The 24,367-nt window shown below is 33.2% G+C and carries 16 protein-coding genes; 11 read left to right on the top strand and 5 right to left on the bottom strand.

Annotated elements, in window-relative coordinates:
• Positions 1–147 precede the first annotated feature (147 nt).
• The 3 genes from GXK57_RS00770 to GXK57_RS00760 all read left to right on the top strand — a co-directional run bounded on the left by GXK57_RS00770 (position 148) and on the right by GXK57_RS00760 (position 4,314).
• Positions 148–1,173: a branched-chain amino acid aminotransferase gene (locus tag GXK57_RS00770; RefSeq protein WP_160669984.1), complete on the top strand. Its 1,026-nt coding sequence runs from the start codon at positions 148–150 to the stop codon at positions 1,171–1,173.
• A gap of 212 nt (positions 1,174–1,385) precedes the next feature.
• A complete protein-coding gene (locus GXK57_RS00765) occupies positions 1,386–3,386 on the top strand; it encodes a S9 family peptidase (protein ID WP_160669981.1) in 2,001 nt (666 codons plus the stop codon).
• A gap of 277 nt (positions 3,387–3,663) precedes the next feature.
• Complete coding sequence (locus tag GXK57_RS00760; RefSeq protein WP_160669978.1) at positions 3,664–4,314, top strand: hypothetical protein; 651 nt, start codon at positions 3,664–3,666, stop codon at positions 4,312–4,314.
• Positions 4,315–4,598: 284 nt separating this feature from the next.
• Here GXK57_RS00760 and uppS read toward each other — a convergent pair whose 3' ends face one another.
• Both uppS and GXK57_RS00750 read right to left on the bottom strand, forming a co-directional pair.
• A complete protein-coding gene (gene uppS / locus GXK57_RS00755; RefSeq protein WP_160669975.1) occupies positions 4,599–5,240 on the bottom strand; it encodes a polyprenyl diphosphate synthase in 642 nt (213 codons plus the stop codon).
• 71 nt (positions 5,241–5,311) lie between these two features.
• Positions 5,312–6,190 (bottom strand): DMT family transporter, encoded by an 879-nt coding sequence (locus GXK57_RS00750; protein ID WP_160669972.1) that lies wholly within the window; start codon positions 6,188–6,190, stop codon positions 5,312–5,314.
• Between the two features lie 365 nt (positions 6,191–6,555).
• Here GXK57_RS00750 and GXK57_RS00745 point away from each other — a divergent pair, with 365 nt between their 5' ends.
• The 8 genes from GXK57_RS00745 (at position 6,556) to nifJ (ending at position 19,274) form a co-directional block, all read left to right on the top strand.
• Positions 6,556–7,458, top strand: a complete 903-nt coding sequence (locus GXK57_RS00745) for a Gfo/Idh/MocA family oxidoreductase (RefSeq protein WP_160669969.1) — start codon at positions 6,556–6,558, stop codon at positions 7,456–7,458.
• A gap of 228 nt (positions 7,459–7,686) precedes the next feature.
• On the top strand, positions 7,687–8,460 hold the full coding sequence (locus tag GXK57_RS00740) for a MurR/RpiR family transcriptional regulator (RefSeq protein ID WP_160669966.1): 774 nt from the start codon (positions 7,687–7,689) through the stop codon (positions 8,458–8,460).
• Between the two features lie 691 nt (positions 8,461–9,151).
• Positions 9,152–10,111 (top strand): GTP-binding protein, encoded by a 960-nt coding sequence (locus tag GXK57_RS00735; RefSeq protein WP_160669963.1) that lies wholly within the window; start codon positions 9,152–9,154, stop codon positions 10,109–10,111.
• A 597-nt stretch (positions 10,112–10,708) separates the two neighbouring features.
• Positions 10,709–11,377 (top strand): GTP-binding protein, encoded by a 669-nt coding sequence (locus GXK57_RS00730; RefSeq protein ID WP_160669960.1) that lies wholly within the window; start codon positions 10,709–10,711, stop codon positions 11,375–11,377.
• A gap of 2 nt (positions 11,378–11,379) precedes the next feature.
• On the top strand, positions 11,380–12,420 hold the full coding sequence (locus tag GXK57_RS00725) for a permease (RefSeq protein ID WP_160669957.1): 1,041 nt from the start codon (positions 11,380–11,382) through the stop codon (positions 12,418–12,420).
• A 2-nt stretch (positions 12,421–12,422) separates the two neighbouring features.
• The gene (locus tag GXK57_RS00720; RefSeq protein WP_160669954.1) at positions 12,423–13,166 is read left to right on the top strand and encodes a TIGR03943 family protein; all 744 of its coding nucleotides are present in this window, start codon (positions 12,423–12,425) and stop codon (positions 13,164–13,166) included.
• A 548-nt stretch (positions 13,167–13,714) separates the two neighbouring features.
• Entirely contained in the window at positions 13,715–15,427 is a 1,713-nt protein-coding gene (locus GXK57_RS00715) for a methyl-accepting chemotaxis protein (protein ID WP_160669951.1), read from the top strand.
• A 322-nt stretch (positions 15,428–15,749) separates the two neighbouring features.
• Complete coding sequence (gene nifJ, locus GXK57_RS00710) at positions 15,750–19,274, top strand: pyruvate:ferredoxin (flavodoxin) oxidoreductase (protein ID WP_160669948.1); 3,525 nt, start codon at positions 15,750–15,752, stop codon at positions 19,272–19,274.
• Positions 19,275–19,405: 131 nt separating this feature from the next.
• Here nifJ and GXK57_RS00705 read toward each other — a convergent pair whose 3' ends face one another.
• From GXK57_RS00705 to GXK57_RS00695, 3 genes are all read right to left on the bottom strand, one after another.
• Complete coding sequence (locus GXK57_RS00705; protein WP_160669945.1) at positions 19,406–19,573, bottom strand: DUF3787 domain-containing protein; 168 nt, start codon at positions 19,571–19,573, stop codon at positions 19,406–19,408.
• Between the two features lie 471 nt (positions 19,574–20,044).
• A complete protein-coding gene (locus tag GXK57_RS00700) occupies positions 20,045–22,810 on the bottom strand; it encodes an SH3 domain-containing protein (protein WP_160669942.1) in 2,766 nt (921 codons plus the stop codon).
• Between the two features lie 207 nt (positions 22,811–23,017).
• Complete coding sequence (locus GXK57_RS00695) at positions 23,018–24,034, bottom strand: dienelactone hydrolase family protein (RefSeq protein WP_160669939.1); 1,017 nt, start codon at positions 24,032–24,034, stop codon at positions 23,018–23,020.
• Positions 24,035–24,367: the final 333 nt, after the last annotated feature.

Raw genomic sequence — 24,367 nt, 5'->3', positions numbered from 1 at the left:
TAACAATTTATACTATAAAGTTGTTAAAAATATTTTTTTATTAATATAAGTCTTTATTAATGTAAAACTTTATTTCACATTACAATTAAAAGTGATAAAATTAAATAATAGGAAAAAAAGTATAGTTTATAGATAGGGGGCTTTTTTATGTCTAAAGAAGTAAATATTGATTGGAATAACTTGGGGTTTAGTTATATTAAAACTGATTTCCGTTATGTTTCTAAGTGGAAAGACGGACAATGGGATGATGGAGCATTGGTAGAAGATAACATGCTTTCAATAAGCGAGGCCTCAACTGCTTTACACTATGGTCAGCAATGTTTTGAAGGGCTTAAGGCTTACAGAACAAAGGAAGGAAAGATACAACTTTTCAGACCTGATCAAAATGCTAAGAGACTAGCAAACAGCTGCAAGAGACTTTTAATGCCTGTAATTTCTGAAGAAAAGTTCATAGATGCTTGTATACAAGTGGTCAAAGCTAATGAGCACTTTGTTCCTCCATATGGAACTGGAGCTACATTGTACTTAAGACCATTCATAATAGGAGTTGGAGACAACATAGGCGTTAAGCCAGCACCTGAATATTTATTCTGTGTATTCTGTATTCCTGTAGGAGCTTACTATAAGGGAGGAATAACTCCAGTTAACTACGCAATTGCTGATTATGACAGAGCAGCTCCTTATGGTACTGGAGCAGCTAAGGTTGGCGGTAACTATGCTGCAAGTCTTTATCCTCATGAATTAGCAGCTAAGGCTGGCTTCGCAGACTGCGTTTATCTAGATCCTGCTACTCATACTAAGATAGAAGAAGTGGGAGCTGCAAACTTCTTTGGTATAACAAAGGACAATAAGTTTGTAACACCATATTCACCTTCAATACTTCCTAGTATAACAAAGTACTCTTTACTTTATCTAGCTAAGGAATACTTAGGCTTAGAAGCTGAAGAAAGAGATGTGTTTATAGACAATCTAGATGAGTTTAAAGAAGCTGGGGCTTGTGGAACCGCTGCTGTAATAACCCCAATAGGAGGAATCTTCTATAAGGATAAACTACATGTATTCCACAGTGAAACAGAAGTAGGACCAATAACAAGAGAACTTTATGATACTCTTTCAGGCATACAATTTGGAGACAAAAAGGCTCCTGAAGGATGGATTGTTGAAGTAAAATAAATTAATCATACCAAAGATAAAAGATTATAATTTAAAAAATATTAAAACAGGGCAGAATTAAGCTAAGAGTTCCTATATCGAAACTTGATTTATACCTGTTCGAAAATCCCGGCTTCTGGCCACTTTCGGGCATGTATAAATTAATAGTTTAGTTAGGAACTCTGTTTTAATCAAATACAAATAATACTTTCTTGATTTGGAGGACTAATAAAATGGAAAAAACAAAAATTGACGACCTTGCTAGATATACCTTCCTTTCTTCAATAAAACATTCCCCTGATGGTAAATACGCCTGCTTTGTTGTACATGAAGCTAGTATAGAAGATAACAAGTATCTTTCAAATCTTTGGATTCTTAATCTAAAGGATAATTCAAAATATAGATTAACTTCTTTTGATAGTGAAAGAAGCTTTTTCTGGCTTGACTCAGAGAATATAGTTTTTCCTGCTCAAAGAGACCCTAAGGATAAGGAAAAACAAGAAGCTGGTGAAGAGTTCACTCAATACTATAAGATCAACATCCATGGAGGCGAAGCTGTAAAGTTCTTAAATATACCTAAAGCAGTAAGCCAAATTAAACAAGTAGATGCTGACACTTATTTATTTACCGCTGAATACAATCCTAGAGAAGTAGATTTAGACAGCCTTAGTGTTGAAGAAAGAGAAAAAGAAAAAGCTAGAAGAAAAGAGGAAGAAGACTACGAAGTCTTAGATGAGATACCTTTTTGGCTTAACGGAGCGGGATTTACAAGAAGCAAGAAAACAAGCCTATATTTATTCACAGTATCTACTGAAAAGGTTGAAAAGCTCACTTGTGACAATACCAATGTTGACTTCTTTGCCTTAAATAAAACTAAGACTAAAGCAGTAATTTTAAGCTATTATTTTAAAGATAAAATGCCTCTTACAAATGACATATCTATCTATGATTTTAGGACTAAGACCTTAAAGGTAATACCACAACCTGTGCCAATGAGTAACGGTTATGCTGACTTTATATCTGATGAAAAGTTAATCGTAGCTTCAACAGATATGGTCAGTTATGGAGTTAATGAAAATGCTAAGTTCTACACTATTGATTTAAACTCTCTTGAACAAATCTGCATAACCCCTGACTTCGATAAGGCTCTATACAATTCTGTTGGATCTGACTGCAGATATGCTGGATCAGAAGCTACAAAGGTTGAAGATGATTATCTATATTTCGTAACCACAGAAGATGATAGTTCCTTCCTTAACAGAATAGATGCTAATGGCAATATGGAAACCCTAACTAAAGATAATGGAACTGTTGAGGGGATAAGCATAAATGGAGAAGACATATTACTTATAGCTATGGAAGCAAACTCTCTTCAAGAGATTTACAGCTTGAAGGAACAAGATTTAATTAAATTAACCTCCTTCAACCAATGGGTTAAAGCAGATAGAGTAATTTCTTTACCAGAAAAGCTAAGTGTTGAAACTGAACCAGGTGTGATAATAGATGGTTGGGTTATTAAGCCAGTAGATTTTGATGAAAGCAAAAAATATCCTGCTATATTGGATATTCATGGTGGACCTAAAACTGTATACGGAACAGTGTTCTTCCATGAGATGCAGTATTGGGCTAGCGAGGGATATGCTGTTTTCTTCTGCAACCCTAGAGGAAGCGATGGAAAAGGTAATGAATTTGCTGATATTCGTGGCAAATACGGTACCATAGACTATGATGACCTAATGAAATTTACCGATGAAGTACTTAAGAAATGCTCCTTTATAGATCCAGAAAGAGTTGGTGTTACTGGTGGTTCTTACGGTGGATTTATGACTAACTGGATAATAGGTCATACTGATAGATTTAAAGTAGCTGCTGCTCAAAGAAGTATTTCTAACTGGACTTCCTTCTTTGGTACAACAGATATAGGATATTTCTTTGAACCTGATCAAACTGCTGCTACCCCATGGAGTGACTACGAAAAGGTTTGGTTCCACTCCCCGTTAAAGTATGCTGATAAAGTAAAGACTCCTACATTGTTCTTACACTCTGATCAAGATTATAGATGTTGGATACCTGAGGCACTTCAGATGTATACTGCTTTAAAGTACCACGGAGTGGACGCAAGGCTTTGCATGTTTAAAGGCGAAAACCATGAATTAAGCAGAAGTGGTAAACCTAAGCATAGAATAAGAAGACTAACAGAAATAACTGAATGGTTTAATAAATACCTAAAGTAATCCAATAAAATCAAGGATTTATGATGTCAATAATAATTGACATCATATATCCTTTTTTACTTTGTAACAAATTGTTCAAAATCATCCCATCAAATTGACATAATGATTGAATATAATCATCTTATAGAGTTCCTAGCTCAATTATTAATTTATGTATGTCCCATAATACGGGATTGTGCATTTATAACTTAAGTTCTGATAAATGGACTCTTAAGCAAAAACTTAGTTATCAAATTACTTAAAAATAAAAAATTAGGAAAGTTTGAGGAGTGAAAGCATGATGAAAAACATATTATCGAAGAAAGTTATAATGCTAGTTTCCGCCCTTAGCATTTCAGGATTATTACTTACAGGATGCAGCAGCGCTAATAAAAACGATGTAGCTCAGGCCTCCACGCAAAACCAGCAGAGTCAGCAAGGGCAACAAGGACAGCATGGAAATGGTAACTTTGCTGCTAATGCAGAGGAAAGAAAGAAACAAATGGAGACTGATGTAAATGCACTTGTAAGTGATGGAACACTAACTAAAGATCAAGGAACTAAGGTTCTTGAAGCTTTAACAACCTTAACCCAGAGACCAAATGGCCAAGGCCGTGGAAATAATGCTCAAGGCTCAAATGGTCAAGGCAATCAAAATAATAATCAAGGATCGACTACTCAAAACGGTGAAAATTCACAGCAAGGTCAAGGCACTAAGAACGGCAACGGCACAAAGGGTAACAGAGGAAACTTCAATCCTTTAAGCAAGCTAGTTTCAGATGGTGTTATAACTCAAGATCAAGCTACTAAGGTAATGGAAAAGGTAAGGGCAGATATGCCAAACCGTCAAAGACAAAATAATAATGGCAACAATAATGGTACCAATAGCAATAGTAATAGCAACGGAACAAATAACACCAGTTCTAGCAGTACTGGTTCAAGCTCATAATAATTAATGTAGGAAAATCTTTTATATAGAAAAAAAATCACTAATGAATCCCCCTCATTAGTGATTTTCTAATTGCGTAAGTCTTAATTTTATCCACAATGTTTTTATCTTTATCCACTAAAAACTAATACTCTATAAAAACTTGTGTATAAGTTTTATGCTCTGTTAAAATAAAGTGGTCAGCCATAAGATTTTTAATGAGTACTCTCTCATATAGCCTCTTCTTCACAACCACCTAATATTAAAAATAATCAATTTTTTAAACTTACTAGAATACTTAACAATTATCCTCCAAGAGTTATATCTTGTTCATTGTACCAACTAAGAGCATCATAAAAATGTTGAGGTTTAAAATCAGGCCAATAATCATCTATAACATAAAAGTCAGAATATATTGATTGTACAGGAAGAAACCCACTTAGCCTTCTTCTTCCTCCCCATCTTATTATAAGATCCACTCTTGATACATCATAAGATTGTATCTGATTATTTATATTATTACTTCTGGATTTGACCTCTTTTAAATGGTCCAAATCCCACTTCCAACTATAATTAACTAAAAAATTAACTCTAAGGCCGCCATTACCAAAGGTCTTTCTTACAGTGTATGGCAATAACTCCTCTGGAAACATATCAGACTTTGTATTTCCTACAACTAATAGCTCCGCATCCTGACCTGAAAGGATTTGAACCGCATTTATGCAAGCTTCTGTAAAAGCTCTTCTTTGTTCTGCTGGCCTCTTTGTATTGTCAACAGTAAAACCATAGTAAGTTACTTCTTTAACTCCAGCATTCTTACACAGCTTAAAAAGTTCTAATCCTGGATCAATTCCAGAAATGTAGCCACTTTCTTTAGTCAGTCCCTTATCCACAGCCCATCTTCTATTTCCATCTGGTATTATTCCAACATGATTTGGTATTCTCATAATTCACCTCAATAATATATAAATGTAGTGCTTATACATATTATTGCCAAATCACTTAAAATTAACCCTATCTACATCTCTAAGGTATTTACCTTACCAACTCTTTCAACTAAAAAGGTGGATAAAAGAACTATTATGCCTCCAATGATTTGGACAGCAGTTATGGATTCTCCTAATAATAATGTAGAAAATATCACCGCTGATATTGGATCTATGTAACTTAGAATGGCTATAGAATGGCTTTCCAAGCTCTTCATTGCTGTGAAATAAAGCATATACGCTATACCAGTATGTATTATTCCTACAACCAATACATATATTAATCCGCTAGGACCAAGTTCTTTAACGTTTGCTATTTCTCCTCTATATATTATAAAAGGAAGTAAGGTTATTGCTGATACTGCAAGCTGTATTAAGGTAGTTTCAAAACCAGATAAATCTTTTATAAATTTATTTATCAACACTACAGTGGCATATAAAACAGCGCCACTAAGTCCAAAAAGTATTCCCTTAACATTTTGAGATGGCACACCTGAACCGTCTCCCAAATTGATCATTATTATTCCAATAAGTGCGGCTATTAAGCATAGAACTTTAGTTGTTGTAAGCTTTTCTTTTAGTACAAAAGGTGCTGCTATTATTACAAACATAGGTGCAAAATAATAGCTTATAGTAGCTATAGATACAGTTGTATACTTATAAGCTTGAAATAATAGTATCCAGTTAAAGCCTATGGCTGCCCCAGAAATAATAAGTGGCAAGGCATTCTTCTTTATTTTATCTAAAGAGAAGCTTTGCTTCGTTAATAAACTAAAGCAAAATAAAAAAACACTGCCGATTGTAGCTCTAAGAAATGCAATTTCTAAAGATGGAAGATTTATATTTTTTACTAATATGCCTATACTCCCAAAGATAATCATTGCAAATAAAATCTTGATTTTGTCGTTCATTTTTTAGCCCCCAATTCCTATATATAGGTATCCTTTACCAAAACTTAATTTATACATACAACGATAATTACAACTTTTTTTGGATTAGATGATCCAGACTTCTAGGGATAATCAAACATGTATAAATCAATAGCCGAAGTTGGATATCTATTATATTACAGCATATATCTGTGTTTGTCATTGAGGTTTAAGTGATTTATAATTACTGTATAAGATAACTGAAGAATCGAATCTCTTCAGCTTAAGATAAATATTTATATTGCTTAAATCATACATAACGTTAATGGTTTACTCAAGATAGAAATTTTTATGAATTTACGATTCTCATTTCCATAAATAAATTTAATACATAAGGAGGATTTGTTATGAGAATAGGAGTAATAGGCCTGGGTGGAATAGCTCAAAAGGCATACCTACCAGTTATAACAGCTAGAGGGGATATTGAACTTATATTTTGTACTAGGGATAGCGAAAAGCTAGAGAAACTAGCTAAACAGTATCGAGTTAGTGAATATACAACCTCTGTAGATGAACTAATAAACTTAAATATAAAAGCAGCCTTCGTACATACAGCAACAGAGTCTCATTTCGAAATCTGTAAAAAACTACTAACTTCTGGTATAGATGTTTATGTAGATAAACCACTTTCCTACTCTTATGAAGAATCAAAGGAACTAGCTTCCATAGCTAAGAAATGCAACAGAACACTTATGGTAGGCTTTAACAGACGTTTTGCACCTATGTATGCCTCATTAAAAAAAGAGAAAACTGCTAATATAATCATAATGCAAAAAAACAGGTTTGCTAGACCAGAGGATATAAGAACCTTCGTACTTGATGATTATATACACGTTATTGATACCGTTAGATATTTGATGGGGGGAGACGTTTCAGACCTACAGGTAAATGGACTTTTAGATGGCGACAATCTGTACAACGTAGTGACTAAACTATCAAATACCAATACTACCTCAATTGCAATAATGAATAGAAATAGCGGTATGTCTGAGGAAGTACTTGAATATATGTGTGCCGAAAAAAAGCTTGTAGTTAAGGAGTCAGCCCTAACCTCAACCTTTGCAAAAAATGAAGAAAGTTTATCTAGATTAGCTGATTGGGATACAACCTTATTTAGAAAAGGCTTCGTCCAGATAATAAATCATTTCTTAGACTGTGTAAGGGATGGAAAAGCTACTGATATAAGCCTAGAGGATGCACTTATTACCCACGAAATATGTGAGCAAATTATAGATAAACTACTTAAGTAAGCAGTTACTATATGTAAACTTAACTTGTACTTGTTCGATAATCAAAAATATATGGATTTTCGAGCCTGTATAACTTAGCAGCTAAGTTAGAAACTAAAAAGTTCCTATATGGAAACTTAGATTTATAACTATTAGAAAATCACGGTTTCTAGGAATCTTTGCTGCATTCATAAATTAATAGTTTAGTTAGGAACTCTATATACAAATACAAGTACCGGTGGTGAAAAAATGAGTGATATAGTTCACAAATTACTAATAATAATAAATAATAGCAATGAAAAAGATATTGATTATAATATATCCTGGATAATACTTCAGAACTTAAATGTAATTCCCACCCTTAGTATAAATCAATTGGCTGATCTTTGTTATGTATCAATATCAACCATAAGTAGATTCTGCAGAAAACTGGGCTGTACCAACTTTTCTGAGTTTAAGAACATGCTTATTTATGAGGAAAATGAGTATTTCAATCCTAGGAATAAGAGCATCAATATGAATGTTAATGAGGATGCTACAAATCTAGTAAATATGGCAAAGAAAAACATAGACTTAGCCACCGAAGCCTTAAAGATTGAAGAAATTGATGAGTTAGCTAGTCAAATACATGAATATAAGAATGTGGCCTTTGTAGGTTTAAACACCGCTCAAACCATAACCTTAGACCTTCAAGGAGAACTGATGGTTTTAGGTAAATTTGCTACAGTATTTATTGACATAGATCAGCAATTAGAAAACATCAAGAGCCTTGATAAGGACTCCTTACTAATTATATTGTCTGCATCTGGGGGCTGTAGCTATACCTCAAGGTTAAATGATGCCTTAAAACAAAGCAAAGCCAGAAAAGTTCTGCTAACACAAAATAAAGCTACAAGCTTACAACAATACATATCTAAAGTGATACTTTATGGAAATGAATACTTCCCTTTTGTGGGCAGGTATGCGCTCTTATATGTAAAGGATATGCTTATTATGAGATATAGATTTTTATTTGAAGTGTAGATTAAATATTAACCGTTTCAAATAAAATCTTCTTATAGAATTCCAACAACTTTTAACAGCTGCATTGTAGTTACTATCTAAATATAACTAAAAGAAAGGCAAGAGTTCTAGTAAAATGGAACCTATATAATGGACACTCATAAAAGAGAGTCTATTTATATTAGGTTCTTTTTTTGTGAACTCATCTCTCATAATCTAATCCCATCACTTATGTTATGAGCTTATTAATCTAAAATACTAAGCCTTCAAGTATAAATATCTTTAAAATTCCTTCATATTAAGTAAAAACTCTCCTGTTTAAAAGTTTTCTTAATCCTAGTTCCAATTGTAAATTTTATATGTACAACATATAATGCAAATCATTTGCGTTGATTTAGTGATTTTATAGGTTTAAAATTAATAAGTGGAACATAATCTAGAGTATTAAGACAAACTTATAAAAACATTATAATGAACCAGACCGGTGATTCTTAAGGCTAATTTTATTAATATTGTTTAACTTAACAAAGCCTTTTCCTAAAAATTTAGCTATGTTTAATAGGATTCTTGAAATTAAGCGGTAATGAAGGAAATGCTATATGAGTGAGCAATTAGGGCAAGCTCATCTAAGCATCGGATCACTGATCACTTAATTTCAACACAGTACTTTAACAGAGCCAAAAACTTATATATTTAGAAAGAAGGGATTTATTTGAAGGTTAAAGTCGATTTATTTTCTGGATTCTTGGGTGCAGGAAAAACTATGCTTATAAAAAAGCTTATAGGTGAAGAACTAAAGAATGATAAAATAGCTATAATTGAAAATGAATTTGGAGAAATCGGCATTGATAGCAGTTTTTTAAAAACTACTAAGATAGATGTTAAAGAGATCAACGCTGGCTGTATATGCTGCAGTGTATATGGAGACTTTACTGATGGAATAAGTGAAGTTATCGAAAAGTACAATCCTGAAAGGATAATAATAGAGCCTTCAGGGGTTGCAAAGCTATCTGAGATATTATCAGTATTCAAGGAACCTACTCTAAAAGATAAAGTTACCCTAAACATGATAATGACTGTAATTGATGTAACTAAGTATGATATGTATGTTATGAACTTCGATGAATTCTATAAAAACCAAATAATAAATGCGAAAACTATAATCCTAAGCAGAACCCAAAATGTAAGCAAAGATCATGTAGTACAAGTAGTTGATAAAATCAAAGCACTAAATAAAAGTGCCAATATAATAACAACCCCATGGGATAACTTAAAGGCTAAAGACATAATAGAAATCGCTGAAGGAGATGCTCAAAAGCAGCTTATTGCAAAAGTGAATCTTTTAAAAGACAACTCCTTAAGAGTTGCTGTTAAAAGTACAACTTCTAAATCAACAGTGGATACCTTCAAAACCATAGGTATTGAAACTCCAAAGATATTTTCTAAAAGTACCTTAGAAGCCATTTTATCTAAATTAAATGATAAAAATGTATATGGAACTGTCCTTAGAGCCAAAGGGATTATTGAGTCTTCAAGCAGCAAGTGGCTTGAATTCGATTATGTTCCAGGCGAGTTTGACATAAGAAACTCCTCCCCTGACTATTCAGGAAGAGTATGCGTTATAGGTAATGGGCTTAATTCTAATGAGATAAAAAAGCTATTTGATATTTAAGGTTATATGGCGCACCATGGTGCAAATTTTAACTAAAGCTTGTAATTTCAAAGGTTCTATTATCAAGCTATAGATTTCCTATAGGGTTACAAGAGCAAACTTTAAGTTATGAGTTTTGCTTGCAATAGATTTTGCAATACCTTAACGGTGAGTATAACTTAAACTTCGAACCGTGAGCATATGTACCACTTCATAATAAAGTCTTTATTTTCAAATTATCCTCTCATGATATAGGGAGTTTTTGAAGATACACTTTAAATTGAAGTGGTATATCTTTATGGCTAATTCAAATCTTCAGTTTGGATTTAAGTGATCTATTTATAATATAAGCAAAGAATTATTTCCCACAATATATCATACTTTACTGAGAACAAATTAATTCTTATGTAACCTATAAGGATCGAAGTGTAATATAATAATTATATTAATAAGATTAGTATATGCTTAATAATATTGATATAACTAAATAGTTATATCCTATATGCTATATGAGCTAGATATTGTACTAAAACCTATGATTATAAACCAATTAATCTTTAGGTACTTTAGCAGTACCAGGATAAAAACACTATTTTAAATTAAAGGCGTGATTATATTATGCAGACTAAAGTAGATATTGAAATAGTTACTGGTTTCTTAGGAGCTGGAAAGACCTATTTCATAAATACATTAATAAAAGAAACTTATCTTTCTTTTGAAAGAGTTTTGATTATTCAAAATGAAAAAGGCATGACAAGTATAGAAGATACCATCTTACATAGCAAGAATATAAATTTGGAATTTTGTGAACCTAGCTCTAACATAAGTGCTGACTATATAAAAACTATGATAGAAAAATACAAGCCTCAGAGAATAATTATAGAATACAATGGGACAAAAAACCTTGTTCAATTGGTAGAAATTATTTCCCAGGAATTGAGCAAAGCTTGTAAGCTAGCTTCAGTATTTTATTTGGCAGATATACTTTCATATGAAATGTTTTTTTCTAATATGCCAACACTTATTCTTCCGTGTATTTATCATAGCAACCTAATAGTACTAAACAACTGCTCTAAGGTTTCTAAGGACAAGCTTAAAATCATTAAGACTAATATAAATAAATTAAATAAAAACACCTTTATTGCAGATATAGAAAGTCTTGACTTCTTGGAGAAGGAACTTCAATACATGGCTATATTAGATGGCGGTATTCTAAAGTTTTTAAGAATTGCCACTAAGCTACTGTTCTCTAAAATAGGAAATAAAGCTACAAGAAAGGAGTATTAAAAATGGAGTATAGAGAAACGAAACAAAAAAACTACATTAATGTACTATCAAAACTAGCATTTATTCCATTGATAATACTTACCATATTATTGATGCTAAAATTTAAGATAGCCTTCAATGGTAGAACTCTTAAAAACTTTTCTGCCATCTTTATAAGTATAATACTAGAGGCTATGCCTTTTATATTTCTGGGTTCCTTAATATCCTCTTTTATACAACTATATGTTTCTGAAAAAACTATAGCCAAAATATTACCTAAGAATAGAGTTTTAGCAATACTTATGGCATCTGCAATAGGAATCTTTTTTCCTATATGTGAATGTGCAATAATCCCTATAGCAAGGCGTCTTATAAAAAAAGGAGTACCAGTAGGGGTTGCAACCACCTTTATGCTAGCAACTCCTATAATAAATCCAGTAGTACTGATGTCAACTTACTATGCCTTTAATCATAGAATATCCATATTATTTATAAGAAGTATTGCCGGAATGATAGCTGCTATTACTATAGGTTTTATAATAAGCTTCCTAGAAAAAACTACACCAAACTTGCTAAGAACTGATATTTATGATGATGACGATAATTTTTGTGGCTGCGGTGAATCACACAACTCGTCTTCAAATCAATCTAAGTTATCCTTATTGCTGGACAATGTAGTCTCTGAATTCTTGGATATAAGCAAATATCTAATATTTGGAGCAATATTATCAGCAGTATTTCAAGTTTTGGTTGCCAGAGACAGTATAAATGTATTAGGAAGAAATCCTTACATATCAGTATTAGCTATGATAGGCTTAGCTTTTATTTTATCAATATGTTCTGAAGCAGATGCTTTTATAGGTTCTACCTTCATCGGTCAGTTCACCACTGGATCAATAATAGCATTTTTAATATTTGGTCCTATGTTAGATATTAAGAACACATTAATGCTAGCAGGCGGCTTTAAGAAGAAATACGTATTTTGGTTAATAGCAAGTATTATTGTAGTTTGTTTTGTGCTAGGATCACTTGTAAACTTTATGGAAGTAATGAAGGTGATTTAATTATGAAGAGATTTAATTTTAATGAATTTTTGAAATTCCTAACTTTTTTATTGCTATCATTATTCCTATATAATTTAAATACAACTGGTGAAATCAAGCTGTTTATTACACCAAAACTAATATTTTATGTAAACTTATTTCAGGTAGCTCTAGTAATACTCACACTATATCAATTAAGAAAATCCTTTACCATAGCTACATATAAACGTTCGAATAAGATATACTTGCTATTTCTATTTACCATAGTTATAGGCTATGGCGCTGGAAAAGCAGGAATTGATACAACAATAGTTGATAGCAAAGGAGTTAAAGCTATAAACAAGCTAGCCAACGTATCTGGTCAGATGACAGCAGAAGAAAGAGCCAAAAAGCTTCCTATTACAATAACTTCTGACAACTATGTGGCATCACTTTCAGATATGTTCCAACATGTTTCTGAGTATAACGGAAGAGAAATTACAATTAGCGGATTTGTTCATAAAGAAAAGGGCTTGGATAGCAATGAATTTGTAATATCAAGGTTATACATGAGCTGCTGTATAGCAGATGCACAAATTGTAGGGCCTATTGGAAGAATACGTAATAGAAATGTTGACTTTAAAGAAGGTCAATGGGTTAAGGTTGTTGGAAAACTATCAGAGAAAGATCAGCTTCAGGATGGGCAAAAAACTATAACTCCATTGGTAATAGCTGATAGCTTCGAGAACATCGCAAAGCCATCGGACCCATATGTTTATTTAAAATAGCTTGAAGTAAAATTTTAATCCCCCATATCTCTTAAGGACACTTTTAGAGATATGGGGGATTTTTTCTAAAATCTCAAATCCAGGTTATATAGTTATAGTAATTATTTCTGCATAATTATAAACAAACTTTAGTATTATATTAGACACTAAAAATATCCTTGATACAAAACAGATTTTTAATGAAAGCTATAAACCTTTACAAGAACATAAATCCAAATAATGCATAAAAATATTTTATGTTAGAATTTACACTGCGACTAATCGATAATTATTATTAATTGCTATTGAGTTTTATCTACTTTCCTAATATACTTATAATTAATCATTAATATTCTTAACACATATTGAATAGGATTAACTATTTAACAAGAAAATTATTAGTTTCTAAACTAAAAATAATGGTTTAGTAAAGCAATTATAAAAACTTAATATTTATATTAACTTATTAAAAACAATGCATATTCATGCAACCAGGAAAATCATATCAAGTAAATGGAGTCTTTAGACGATAAAAAATCAAAATACAAAAGAAGAATGGAGATCATAACATGAAATGGTTTAACAACTTAAAAGTTAAGACAAAGCTCATATCCGGGTTCTCAATAGTTATCATATTTATGATTGCTATAACGGTAATAAGCCAAGAAAGTATCAGTAAAATTAACAAAGCATCTAGCTCTATGTACAGTTCAGAATTTCAAACCCTAAAAAACTTAGAAAAGTCTAACGCTAACACAATGCATATAAGACTGGCTGTAATCAACTTGGTTGAGTCAAAAAACAAGGACAATGTCAGTGCTACTACTGAAAAAATAAAGGAATATAGAGCTGAAAATAATAATATATTTGATGAATTTTCAAAATATGATCTAACCTCTGAAGAAAAATCAGAATTTTCTTTACTTCAAAGTCAGTTAAAAGATTATAGAGCTGCCTGTGACAGTATAATACAACTTATGTCTCAAGAGAAGTATGATGAGGCAGCAGCCCTTAGTACAAAGACCGCCGATATAAGAAGTAAACTTACAGCATCGATAGAAAAACTAGTTTCTAATATCGATCAAAGAGCGGAGGATAAAGAAAACAGCAATAATAAGATATATAAAAATTCATTAATCACTGTAATATCAATAGCAGTGATAGCTATTATTATAGGAATAATTCTAGCTGCAGCTTTGACACTTACTATAACAGGACAAATATCAAAGATATTAAACTTTGCTCACTACTTAGGTGAAGGTGATTTATCGCATTCCATGTCTATCGATAGCAAAGATGAGTTTGGTAATCTAGCAAATCAGTTAAACAGAGCAAAGAGTAACGTAAGAGAACTTATATCTAAGGTAATGAATGATTCTGAAACCCTAAGCGCTTCAAGCGAAGAGCTTTCTGCTTCCACTGAAGAGATTTCTTCTATGATGCAAACCATAAGTCAATCAGCAGATGAAATAGCTAAAGGCTCTCAAAATCTAAGTGTGGTTTTTGAAACCGTAAGTTCTTCTGCTCAAGAAGTAACAGCTACTACAAACGAGCTATCTAGTAGAGCCTCAAATGCATTAACATCAGTTAAAGAAATAGATAAAAGAGCAGTTTCTATAAAAGAAACAGGAGCAAAAAGCAGTAAAGAGAGCGCAAGTATCTATGAAGAAAAGAAAGCTGGATTAATTGAGGCAATTGAAGAAGGAAAAGTTGTTGAAAAGGTAAAAATAGCTGCTGATTCTATCGGTGCTATAGCTGAACAAACCAACCTGTTAGCTCTTAATGCAGCTATAGAAGCAGCTAGAGCTGGTGAGCAAGGCAGAGGATTTGCAATTGTTGCTGACGAAGTTAGAAAGCTTGCGGAACAATCTTCTGAAGCAGTTGTAAGTATACAAGCTATGGTTACTCAAGTACAATCAGCCTTTGGTAAATTATCAAAAACAGGCTATGGTATGTTGGATTACATGAACGATGTGGTAAAGCCAACTTATGAATTGCTCATAAATACTGGTGTTCAGTATGAAAAGGATGCAGCTTTTGTAAATGATATGTCTGAGGAAATAGCAGCTTCTTCTAAACAAATGAATGTTGTTATGGATCAAGTAAGTGATTCTATTCAAAATCTATCTGCTACTGCGGAACAGTCAGCTGCAAGTTCTGAGGAAATATTGGACAACATAACTGAAGTTACAGAGTCAATTGATGATGTGACTCAAGCTGTTCAAACTCAAGCTATATTAGCTCAAAACCTTAATAACTTAGTTCAGAAGTTTAAGTTATAGGCTATGTTAAACTCGAATAATTGTGTAAGAGATGTTATATAATCTTAATTAATATTAATTTCTTGTGTAAAATCTTTGAAGCATTGAATTGATAATATAAATTAATTTCAACAATATTCTTAAACAAATCAACTTTATAACAGTTAAATGTACTATTCTGGTCTAGAATTAATGTGTAGCTACACTGTAATTTTTAAACCGAAGTAGTACATTTTTCTATATATCCTGTTATTTTTCTTCATTTTCATGAATTTCTCAATAATAATTGCAAATACTATGAAAGTACGCATAATCAGTTAGATTTTAAAAGGAGGTACTTTCTGTGACTAAAGTTATGAAAACAATGGACGGAAATCAGGCTGCTGCTGAAGCTTCTTATGCTTTTACAGAAGTTGCAGCTATATATCCAATAACCCCTTCTACACCTATGGCTGAAGGAGTTGATGAATGGGCTGCACACGGTAAAAAGAACCTATTTGGTCAGCCAGTCAGAGTAGTAGAAATGCAGTCAGAAGCAGGTGCTGCTGGAGCAGTACATGGTTCCTTAGTTGCCGGTGCTCTGACTACCACATATACTGCTTCTCAAGGATTGCTTCTTATGATACCAGTTCTTTATAAGGTAGCAGGTGAGCTTTTACCAGGAGTATTCCATGTAACCGCTAGAGCTATTGCAACACATGCTCTATCAATATTTGGAGATCACCAAGATGTAATGGCTGCTAGACAAACAGGGGTTGCCATGCTTGCATCTTCTAACGTTCAAGAGGTAATGGATTTAACAAATGTAGCTCATTTATCATCAATAAAAAGCAGAATTCCATTCATGCATTTCTTTGATGGTTTTAGAACATCTCATGAATACCAAAAAATTGAGGTTGTAGAATATGAAGATGTAGAAAAGTTATTAGATTACAATGCAATAAAAGAATTTAGAGATAGAGCTCTAAATCCTGAACACCCAACTTTGAGAGGAACTTCTCAAAACCCAGATATATACTTCCAAGAAAGAGAAGCTGCAAACTCATTCTATCAACAAGTTCCTGATATAGTTGAAAACTATATGAGAGAGATAGAAAAGATAACTGGAAGAGTATATCACCCATTTGATTATTATGGCGATCCAGATGCTGAAAGAATAGTAATCGCCATGGGTTCAGTTTGTGATACCATAGAGGAAACCGTTGATTACCTTAGACAAAAAGGTGAAAAAGTAGGAGTAATGAAGGTCCATCTTTATAGACCATTCTGCCCAAACTACTTTATGAACGTTTTACCTAAGAGTGTAAAGAAAATTGCAGTATTAGATAGAACTAAAGAACCTGGCTCTCCAGGAGAACCATTATACCTTGATGTATGCAATATATTCTACGACAGTGATATTAAGCCAATGATAGTTGGTGGAAGATATGGTCTAGCTTCAAAGGATACCAGACCATCACAAATACTGGCTGTATTCAAGAACCTAAATGCTGATAAGCCTAAAAACGGCTTTACTATAGGAATAGTTGATGATGTAACAAATACATCTCTTCCAGAGGAAGAAATAATCGATACTACCCCTGAGGGAACTATCGGCTGTAAGTTCTGGGGCTTAGGCTCTGATGGTACAGTAGGTGCAAACAAAACTGCTGTAAAAATAATCGGTGATAACACTGATATGTATGCTCAAGCTTACTTCTCCTATGATAGTAAAAAGTCTGGTGGAAGTACTATATCACATTTAAGATTTGGAAAAGAGAGAATTAAATCTCCATATCTTATATATAATGCTGACTACATAGCATGTCATAATACTTCTTTTATATATAACTTTGATGTATTAAAGGGATTAAAGAAAAATGGTACTTTCGTCCTTAATTGTCCTTGGACTGGTGATGAACTAGAAAAAAGACTTCCAGCACCACTTAAGAGATATATTGCCGAAAACAATGTAAACTTTTATGTAGTAGATGCTATAGCTATAGCTAGATCAATAGGTCTTGGTGGAAGAATAAACATGATAATGCAATCAGCTTTCTTCAAGCTAGCTAAGGTAATCCCTGTTGAGCAAGCAGTTGAATTGTTAAAGAAGTCTGTTGAGAAGACCTATGGCAAAAAAGGCCAAAAGGTAGTAGAGATGAATAATGCTGCTATTGATAAAGGAATAGATGCTCTAGTAAAAGTTGAGGTTCCTGAAGCTTGGAAGAATGCAACTGATGATCTAGGACCTATAAAAGAAGAACCAGACTTTATTAAGAATATCCAAAGACCTATGGCTAGACACGAAGGTGATGAACTTCCAGTAAGTGCGTTTAAAGGAATGGAAGATGGAACCTTCCCTGTAGGAACAACTGCTTATGAGAAGAGAGGTATTGCTATAACAATTCCTGAATGGCAGATAGATAAGTGTATACAATGTAATCAATGCGCATATGTATGCCCTCATGCTGTAATAAGAGCATGTCTTGTAGATGAAAATGAAAAATCAAGAGCCCTAGATACCTTTGAAACTAAAAAGGCTGTAGGTAAAGGACTAGAGGGATTGGACTTCCGTATTCAAATAAGTCCATTAGATTGTACTGGTTGTGGTAACTGTGCTGACATATGTCCTGCTCCAGGTAAAGCATTGATAATGCAGCCTGCAGATGAACAAATTAAAGCTCAGGCTGAAAACTTTGAGTTTGCAATGACTCTTACAAATAAAGATAATTTAATGGATAGAAAAACCGTTAAGGGTAGCCAATTTGCAAGACCTTTATTAGAATTCCACGGTGCTTGTCCAGGATGCGGAGAAACTCCATACATAAGATTACTCACTCAACTATTCGGTGACAGAATGATGATAGCTAATGCTACAGGATGTTCATCTATTTGGGGAGGAAGTGCTCCATCTATTCCTTACAGCACAAACGCTTTAGGAAAAGGTCCTTCTTGGGGTAACTCATTATTTGAGAACAATGCTGAATATGGATTTGGTATGTATTTAGCTGTAAAACAGATGAGAGAAAGACTAGCTCAACTTATGCATGAATACATACAAAATGGAAGTAGCGACAGCGTTAAGGCTGCATTCAATGATTGGCTATCAGCAATAGATGATGGTGATAAATCAAGAGAAGTTTCTGATAAAGTTATTGCAGCATTAGAAAAGGAAGATTTCAGTAACAATCCTGGATTAAAAGAAATCTTAGATAAAAAGGACTTCTTAGTAAAGAAATCTCATTGGCTCATAGGCGGAGATGGTTGGGCTTATGATATAGGTTACGGTGGATTAGATCAAGTAATTTCTAGTGGTGAAGATGTAAATATCTTTGTAATGGATACAGAAATATACTCAAATACAGGAGGTCAATCCTCAAAGTCCACTCCAAGTGGTGCAGTTGCTAAGTTTGCAGCTGGAGGAAAGAGATCAAAGAAGAAAGATCTTGGCGCTATGGCTATGACATACGGAAATGTATATGTAGCTCAAATAGCAATGGGAGCTAATATGAACCATACTATAAAAGCTATCGCAGAAGCAGAAGCTTATAATGGCCCATCACTTATAATCGCCTATGCTCCTTGTATAAGTCATGGTATTAAGACAGGTATGGGAACTAGTATGGCTCAAGAAAAGAAGGCTGTAGAGTCTGGTTATTGGCATCTTTACAGATACAATCCTCTTGTTAAAGGAGACGGAAAGAATCCATTCACTTTAGATTCAAAAGAGCCAACTAAACCTTATAAGGAATTCTTAAGCAGTGAGGTTCGTTACTCATCATTGATGAATGTATTCCCTGATATAGTAGATACTGCATGGGAAATCGCCGAACAAGATGCTCGTGAAAGATATGAAAGTTACAAGCGCTTAGCTGAACAGACATATTAAAACTATTTTCTTAAACATATCCTTTAAAACTTATTATCTGAAAGGCCCTTTACTGGGTCTTTCAGATTTTTTTAATTTTATATTTTTCTAAATAATAAAAAAGAGAGCAATATGCCCTCTTCCTTTTGCTATTATTTCTGGTTTGTGTCTACCCATTCCTTAGCATTTCTAACATCTAACTCAGCAGGTATTTCAACCTGAGATACTTCCTTTGTGTCTGCTATGTTAGCCCATGCAGCTGTATCGTGTCGCTCTATAGGCTTTGCCATATCGTGCTCTTTGTATCTATTATCAGCCATAATTGTCCTCCCTTTAACTTTATATTTTTATTAAGATGTATGAATCTTTTTGCTACAGATAGACTCATACACTTTAGCTGTTACAGCTATAGAAAGTTTTAAGTTATATATATTAATTTTATATAATATATTGTTGCTAAAATTCTTTTTAGTATTCATTATAGTAAAAACTAATATATATTCCATTACTACAGCTATATTCCAACAATATTTTATTTTATAAGCAGCTACCTTTTATGAAAGTATGTGAATAAATTCTGATAGGTTCTGAGTGGAGACTTTGAAAATATAAAATCATTATGAATTGATACATCGGTGGAATATGACAAAATCATATTAATTCTTTGGCAAGCTCATTTAAGCATCGGATAAATGACAACTTAATTTCAACACAGTACTTTAACAGTGCCAAAATAAAAAAGCTACTGAGGGAACAAAACTCTTCAGTAGCTTTTTATCAACTTGTATTATTTAATTTATTATTCTTCTTATATGACCTATCTTATTCCAAGGTACATCAACTATTCTTACGAAACTCCTTGAGTTTGGAGCCTCTATCCACTTACCGTCACCTATATACATTCCTACATGGCTTACATCTGAATATAGTAGTAAATCTCCCGGTCTCACTTCATCTTTACTAACTTCCCTACCATCATTTACTTGATCATAGGTAGTTCTTCCTATAATTACACCAGCTTGCTTAAAGCTCCACTGCATCAATCCAGAGCAGTCGAAGGCTCTATAGTTTCCATTAAAGAATTGGATAGGTGCCAAATTATACATTCCACTAGTAGCCTCAAATGGAAATAACTTTTTTAATTCATCTATCAGTGATCGCGTTAATATCTGACCTGAACCACCGTAAATGTAAGGAGTTCCAACTTGACTCTTCATAGCCTGAAGTACTTGTTCATAAATCTTGGCATAATTATCACTCGTACTAGTGTTAGTTTCATCTAATATCTTAACGTATGCCTTATTAACATAACCAGTTTTTCCATTGGCATTTATATTGAACCAATCTCCTGAGCTACCTATTATTTTAAAGGTTTGGTTAGGAAGTAGATATGCTACCACGTAGCTGCTAGAATCACTGCTAGCCTTACTTCTCACTCTAAGATTAGTACTAACATTATAAACCATTGCTGTCTGCTCAGATATTATTGGAACCTGCGGTTGCTGAACCGCTGGAGCATTTTGAGTTGGTACATTCTGAGTAGTTGTTCCTTGACTTGTATTGTTATTTTGTGTGGAAGAACCAATCTGAGAATTATTCCCAGCGACACCGGTAGCACTTTCTGTTACCTTTACATACTGTTTACTCACATATCCTGCTTTACTACCATACTGAACATAATACCAATCACCGCTAACATCCTTTATATCAAAGGTTTCTCCGTTAGATAAGTAACCAATTACAGTAGAACTAAGGTTAGCATTCTGTCTTACTCTTAAGCTCGTACTTACATCAATTACTTGCCCCTTTATCGGTTTATCATTAGATGTATTGCTTGAATTATTACTACTATTATAATTTGAACTAACGCTGCTACTATTCTGATTAGAATTAGATGTATTAGTATTAGTGCTACTTGAAGTTTGTGTAGTTTCAGGTGTACCACTTATCTCTTTAACATAATCCTTATGAACATAGCCTTGCTTTCCGCTGTCGCTTATATAATACCAGTCACCATTCTTCTCTTTTATATCAAAGGTTTGTCCATTTCTTAAATATCCTATTACTACTGAACCTATATTAGCCCCTTGTCTCATCCTTAGGCTAGAGCTTACATTAATTACTTGTCCTTTAGCTGATTCGTATTTAGAATTATTGTTTTGAGATTGAATATTAGTACTTGAATTATTGTCAGTAGTTGAACCACTCTTGGTGTTTGAACTTACATTAGTACTACTAGATGTATTAGTACTGCTTTGGTTTTGTGTGACTTCAGGTGTTCCACTTATCTCTTTAACATAATCCTTATGGATATAGCCTAGCTTTCCGTTATCGCTTATATAATACCAGTCACCATTCTTTTCTTTTATGTCAAAAGTTTGTCCACTTATTAAGTATCCTATTACTGCTGAACCTATATTAGCCCCTTGTCTCATCCTTAGGCTAGAGCTTACGTTAATTACTTGTCCTTTTGCCTGCACAGCAGCTGCCGGTAAGCTTTGAACTTGTTCAGTTTTTCCTGCAGTAACTGTAGGAACTATTACAACAGTAGTAGTGCTTGTGATTTCTTTTACATAATCTTTATGAATATAGCCTAACTTCCCATTTAAACTTACTTGATACCAGTCACCTGACTTACCTTTTATGTCAAATGTTTGTCCATTGTTTAAGTAAGCCAAAACAGCAGAATCTGTAGATGGACTTTGTCTCATTCTTAAATTAGTGCTAACATTAACAACTTGTCCCTTTTCAGAAGTAGCTTGACTTACTTGAGAACTGTTAGTTGAACTGGTTGAAGTGTTCGTAGTTGTTGAAGCACTTGTTGCTGGAGTATTAGAAACTGTTGAGGTATTATTTATAACAGTTCCAGTACCCTTCGCTCCCATTGTTTTTTCAATTATATAATAAATTCTTTGCCCATATGTATTTCCTGCAGTTAAGGCTTGTTCAAAAGAGCTAAAGGCTGTAGTATCATATCCTGGGTAAGCCCACTTACCACCTAACTCTTCTAAGGTCTTGGCAGAGCCTCTTGCAACAAGATCAAACCTTGGATCAACCTTAGCATTTACTAGTGGATTAGTAGATGCATAAGCTTTTAGATGTTGAACCTGAGCCCTAAGTCCTTCTCTAACGTCATTAAACTTACAATGGCTTTGCTCCTTGCTTACTGCACCTAAACCTGCAAAGTTATTATCCTCTGCCTGAACAATACCATTTCCATTGCCATATCTGAAATAACCAGTTTCTAAGAAGGATTGTGCTACTACGATGTCGCCTCTTACACCTTCTGTTTGTGCTTCTTCATAGGCAATACTTACAAAATCATCTATGGACACCGGTAACTTATAGCCACTTACATTTAAAGCTTTAAAGTAACTTATCATTTGTGCCTTACTTGCTTCAGAATTGCCCATAATATTATGGAAAACTATATTACTATTCTGAGAGGCTTGAACAGTTGTTTGCTCAGCGGCCTGCACATATTCAGTTGTAAATCCTATTGTAGATGCTATCGCTGAAGTAGCTAACAGCAATTGTAATATCTTTTTTCTATTCAATTGATTATCCCCCCGAATAAGAATTGGTTCCTTTTATATATGTCCCAAAATGCCATCTAGTTGAAATTTTCGGGCATATATAAAGATAACTTGGTAAAAAATGATGAATTTAATTACTTTATAATTAATTATAACGTATAAAAAAATATTTGTGTCCTTTTTATGAAAAAAAATACTAAATTTGCCCAAAAAAATTCATATTTAATTTTAATCTCCATTAAAAAAGAAATCTTTATCGAACTTCAGCTTCTTTTTTACCTGTCTCAAACTAATCTTGTCAGCAATATTTACCTTATATAATATATATTGAGCTAATAGTATCTCAAAGGGTAACCAACTTCCATGGGTCATAGGTAATATATATCTTACAGATCCTTTCATCTCCTTAAAAAGCGACATTCTGCTTCCTATTGGAATCACTGCATCTAAAAGTGCATCTATAAAAGTTACTCTTTCTTTATTAAGACTACCTGCATAGGATAAAGGGTCGATTTTGAAGAGTGGATGTATGTCCTCACTATTAATTATCTGTTGAAGAGACATTTTTCTTACTATAGGTAGTTGCTTTTCATAGGTTTGAAACAATCTTTCCTTATCATATAGGTAGTGTATGTCCTTATAATCTTCTTTAAACATCCTCCTTACAAATCCAGCTGCTGGAGACTGATGTATTATCTTTGGGAAATATCCACCAGTAGTCATAAATATAGTTTGATCTATTCTCTTATCTAGAGATGCTACTATAGAAGATAGCATTCCTCCTAAACAGTAACCCATTATACAATTGTTTTTTGTCCATACTTTTTTTTGTTCAAGATAATCAATGGTACTCATAACATCTACCACCGCATGCTGCCAGAACTTATACATAACTCTTATCTCAGGATATAAAAAACTTCTTCCACTTACTGAATCATTCTCAACTCTCGTGTAATTACCTGGAAGTACAGGTATAGAGCAATAGACACCGGCCGAAGCTAAATGAGCTCCCATCCAAAGTAAAAACTTTATATTACGACTGCCAAGACCATGAAGCAGCAAAGCTGAAGCTTTCACTTCCTTTTTAGGCTCAAAATTATATACCTCAACAGTCTCTGTCCCTGCTGCGGGGAAGTTATACAAGGTTTTAAATCTAGTGTAGTTAGCTCTATAGTTTGCCCCCTTCAATATATAACCTTCCACATACTTTATAGTTTTTTTATTATAATCAAAATCTATCTTCATTATAAGATCAATCCTATTTAATCAATAATCATATAACATTTATATGATACTTCCTTTTAAATTGCTATCATGATTTTTTGCTCATCTGCATTTTCTCAACGTATGCAAAGAAATTCTGGCAGGGGAATTTGTTTTATTTTTTACTGTTTACCCTAAAGATCTACTTTGGAGCCTTGGTATTAATAGGCTTAGCTAAGAAAAAATTTTATACTTTCATATACAGTAAAAAAATCGCTGAAGTGATCTTTCTTCAGCGACTCTTTATTAAATTCACTTATTAAACTAAAGGTATGTTTAAGAACACACTTGAAATTAAACAGTTATTGATGATAT

The sequence above is a fragment of the Clostridium sp. C8-1-8 genome (assembly GCF_009928445.1).
GTDB lineage: Bacteria > Bacillota > Clostridia > Clostridiales > Clostridiaceae > Clostridium_AR.
Note: the sequence above shows the minus strand (reverse complement) of the source record. Positions and strands in the feature narration are given on the sequence as shown.

Coding starts and splice junctions, on each gene's coding strand:
- GXK57_RS00770 (WP_160669984.1), top strand. CDS start 148: ATGTCTAAAGAAGTAAATATTGATTGGAATAACTTGGGGTTTAGTTAT.
- GXK57_RS00765 (WP_160669981.1), top strand. CDS start 1,386: ATGGAAAAAACAAAAATTGACGACCTTGCTAGATATACCTTCCTTTCT.
- GXK57_RS00760 (WP_160669978.1), top strand. CDS start 3,664: ATGATGAAAAACATATTATCGAAGAAAGTTATAATGCTAGTTTCCGCC.
- uppS (WP_160669975.1), bottom strand. CDS start 5,240: ATGAGAATACCAAATCATGTTGGAATAATACCAGATGGAAATAGAAGA.
- GXK57_RS00750 (WP_160669972.1), bottom strand. CDS start 6,190: ATGAACGACAAAATCAAGATTTTATTTGCAATGATTATCTTTGGGAGT.
- GXK57_RS00745 (WP_160669969.1), top strand. CDS start 6,556: ATGAGAATAGGAGTAATAGGCCTGGGTGGAATAGCTCAAAAGGCATAC.
- GXK57_RS00740 (WP_160669966.1), top strand. CDS start 7,687: ATGAGTGATATAGTTCACAAATTACTAATAATAATAAATAATAGCAAT.
- GXK57_RS00730 (WP_160669960.1), top strand. CDS start 10,709: ATGCAGACTAAAGTAGATATTGAAATAGTTACTGGTTTCTTAGGAGCT.
- GXK57_RS00725 (WP_160669957.1), top strand. CDS start 11,380: ATGGAGTATAGAGAAACGAAACAAAAAAACTACATTAATGTACTATCA.
- GXK57_RS00720 (WP_160669954.1), top strand. CDS start 12,423: ATGAAGAGATTTAATTTTAATGAATTTTTGAAATTCCTAACTTTTTTA.
- GXK57_RS00715 (WP_160669951.1), top strand. CDS start 13,715: ATGAAATGGTTTAACAACTTAAAAGTTAAGACAAAGCTCATATCCGGG.
- GXK57_RS00705 (WP_160669945.1), bottom strand. CDS start 19,573: ATGGCTGATAATAGATACAAAGAGCACGATATGGCAAAGCCTATAGAG.
- GXK57_RS00695 (WP_160669939.1), bottom strand. CDS start 24,034: ATGAAGATAGATTTTGATTATAATAAAAAAACTATAAAGTATGTGGAA.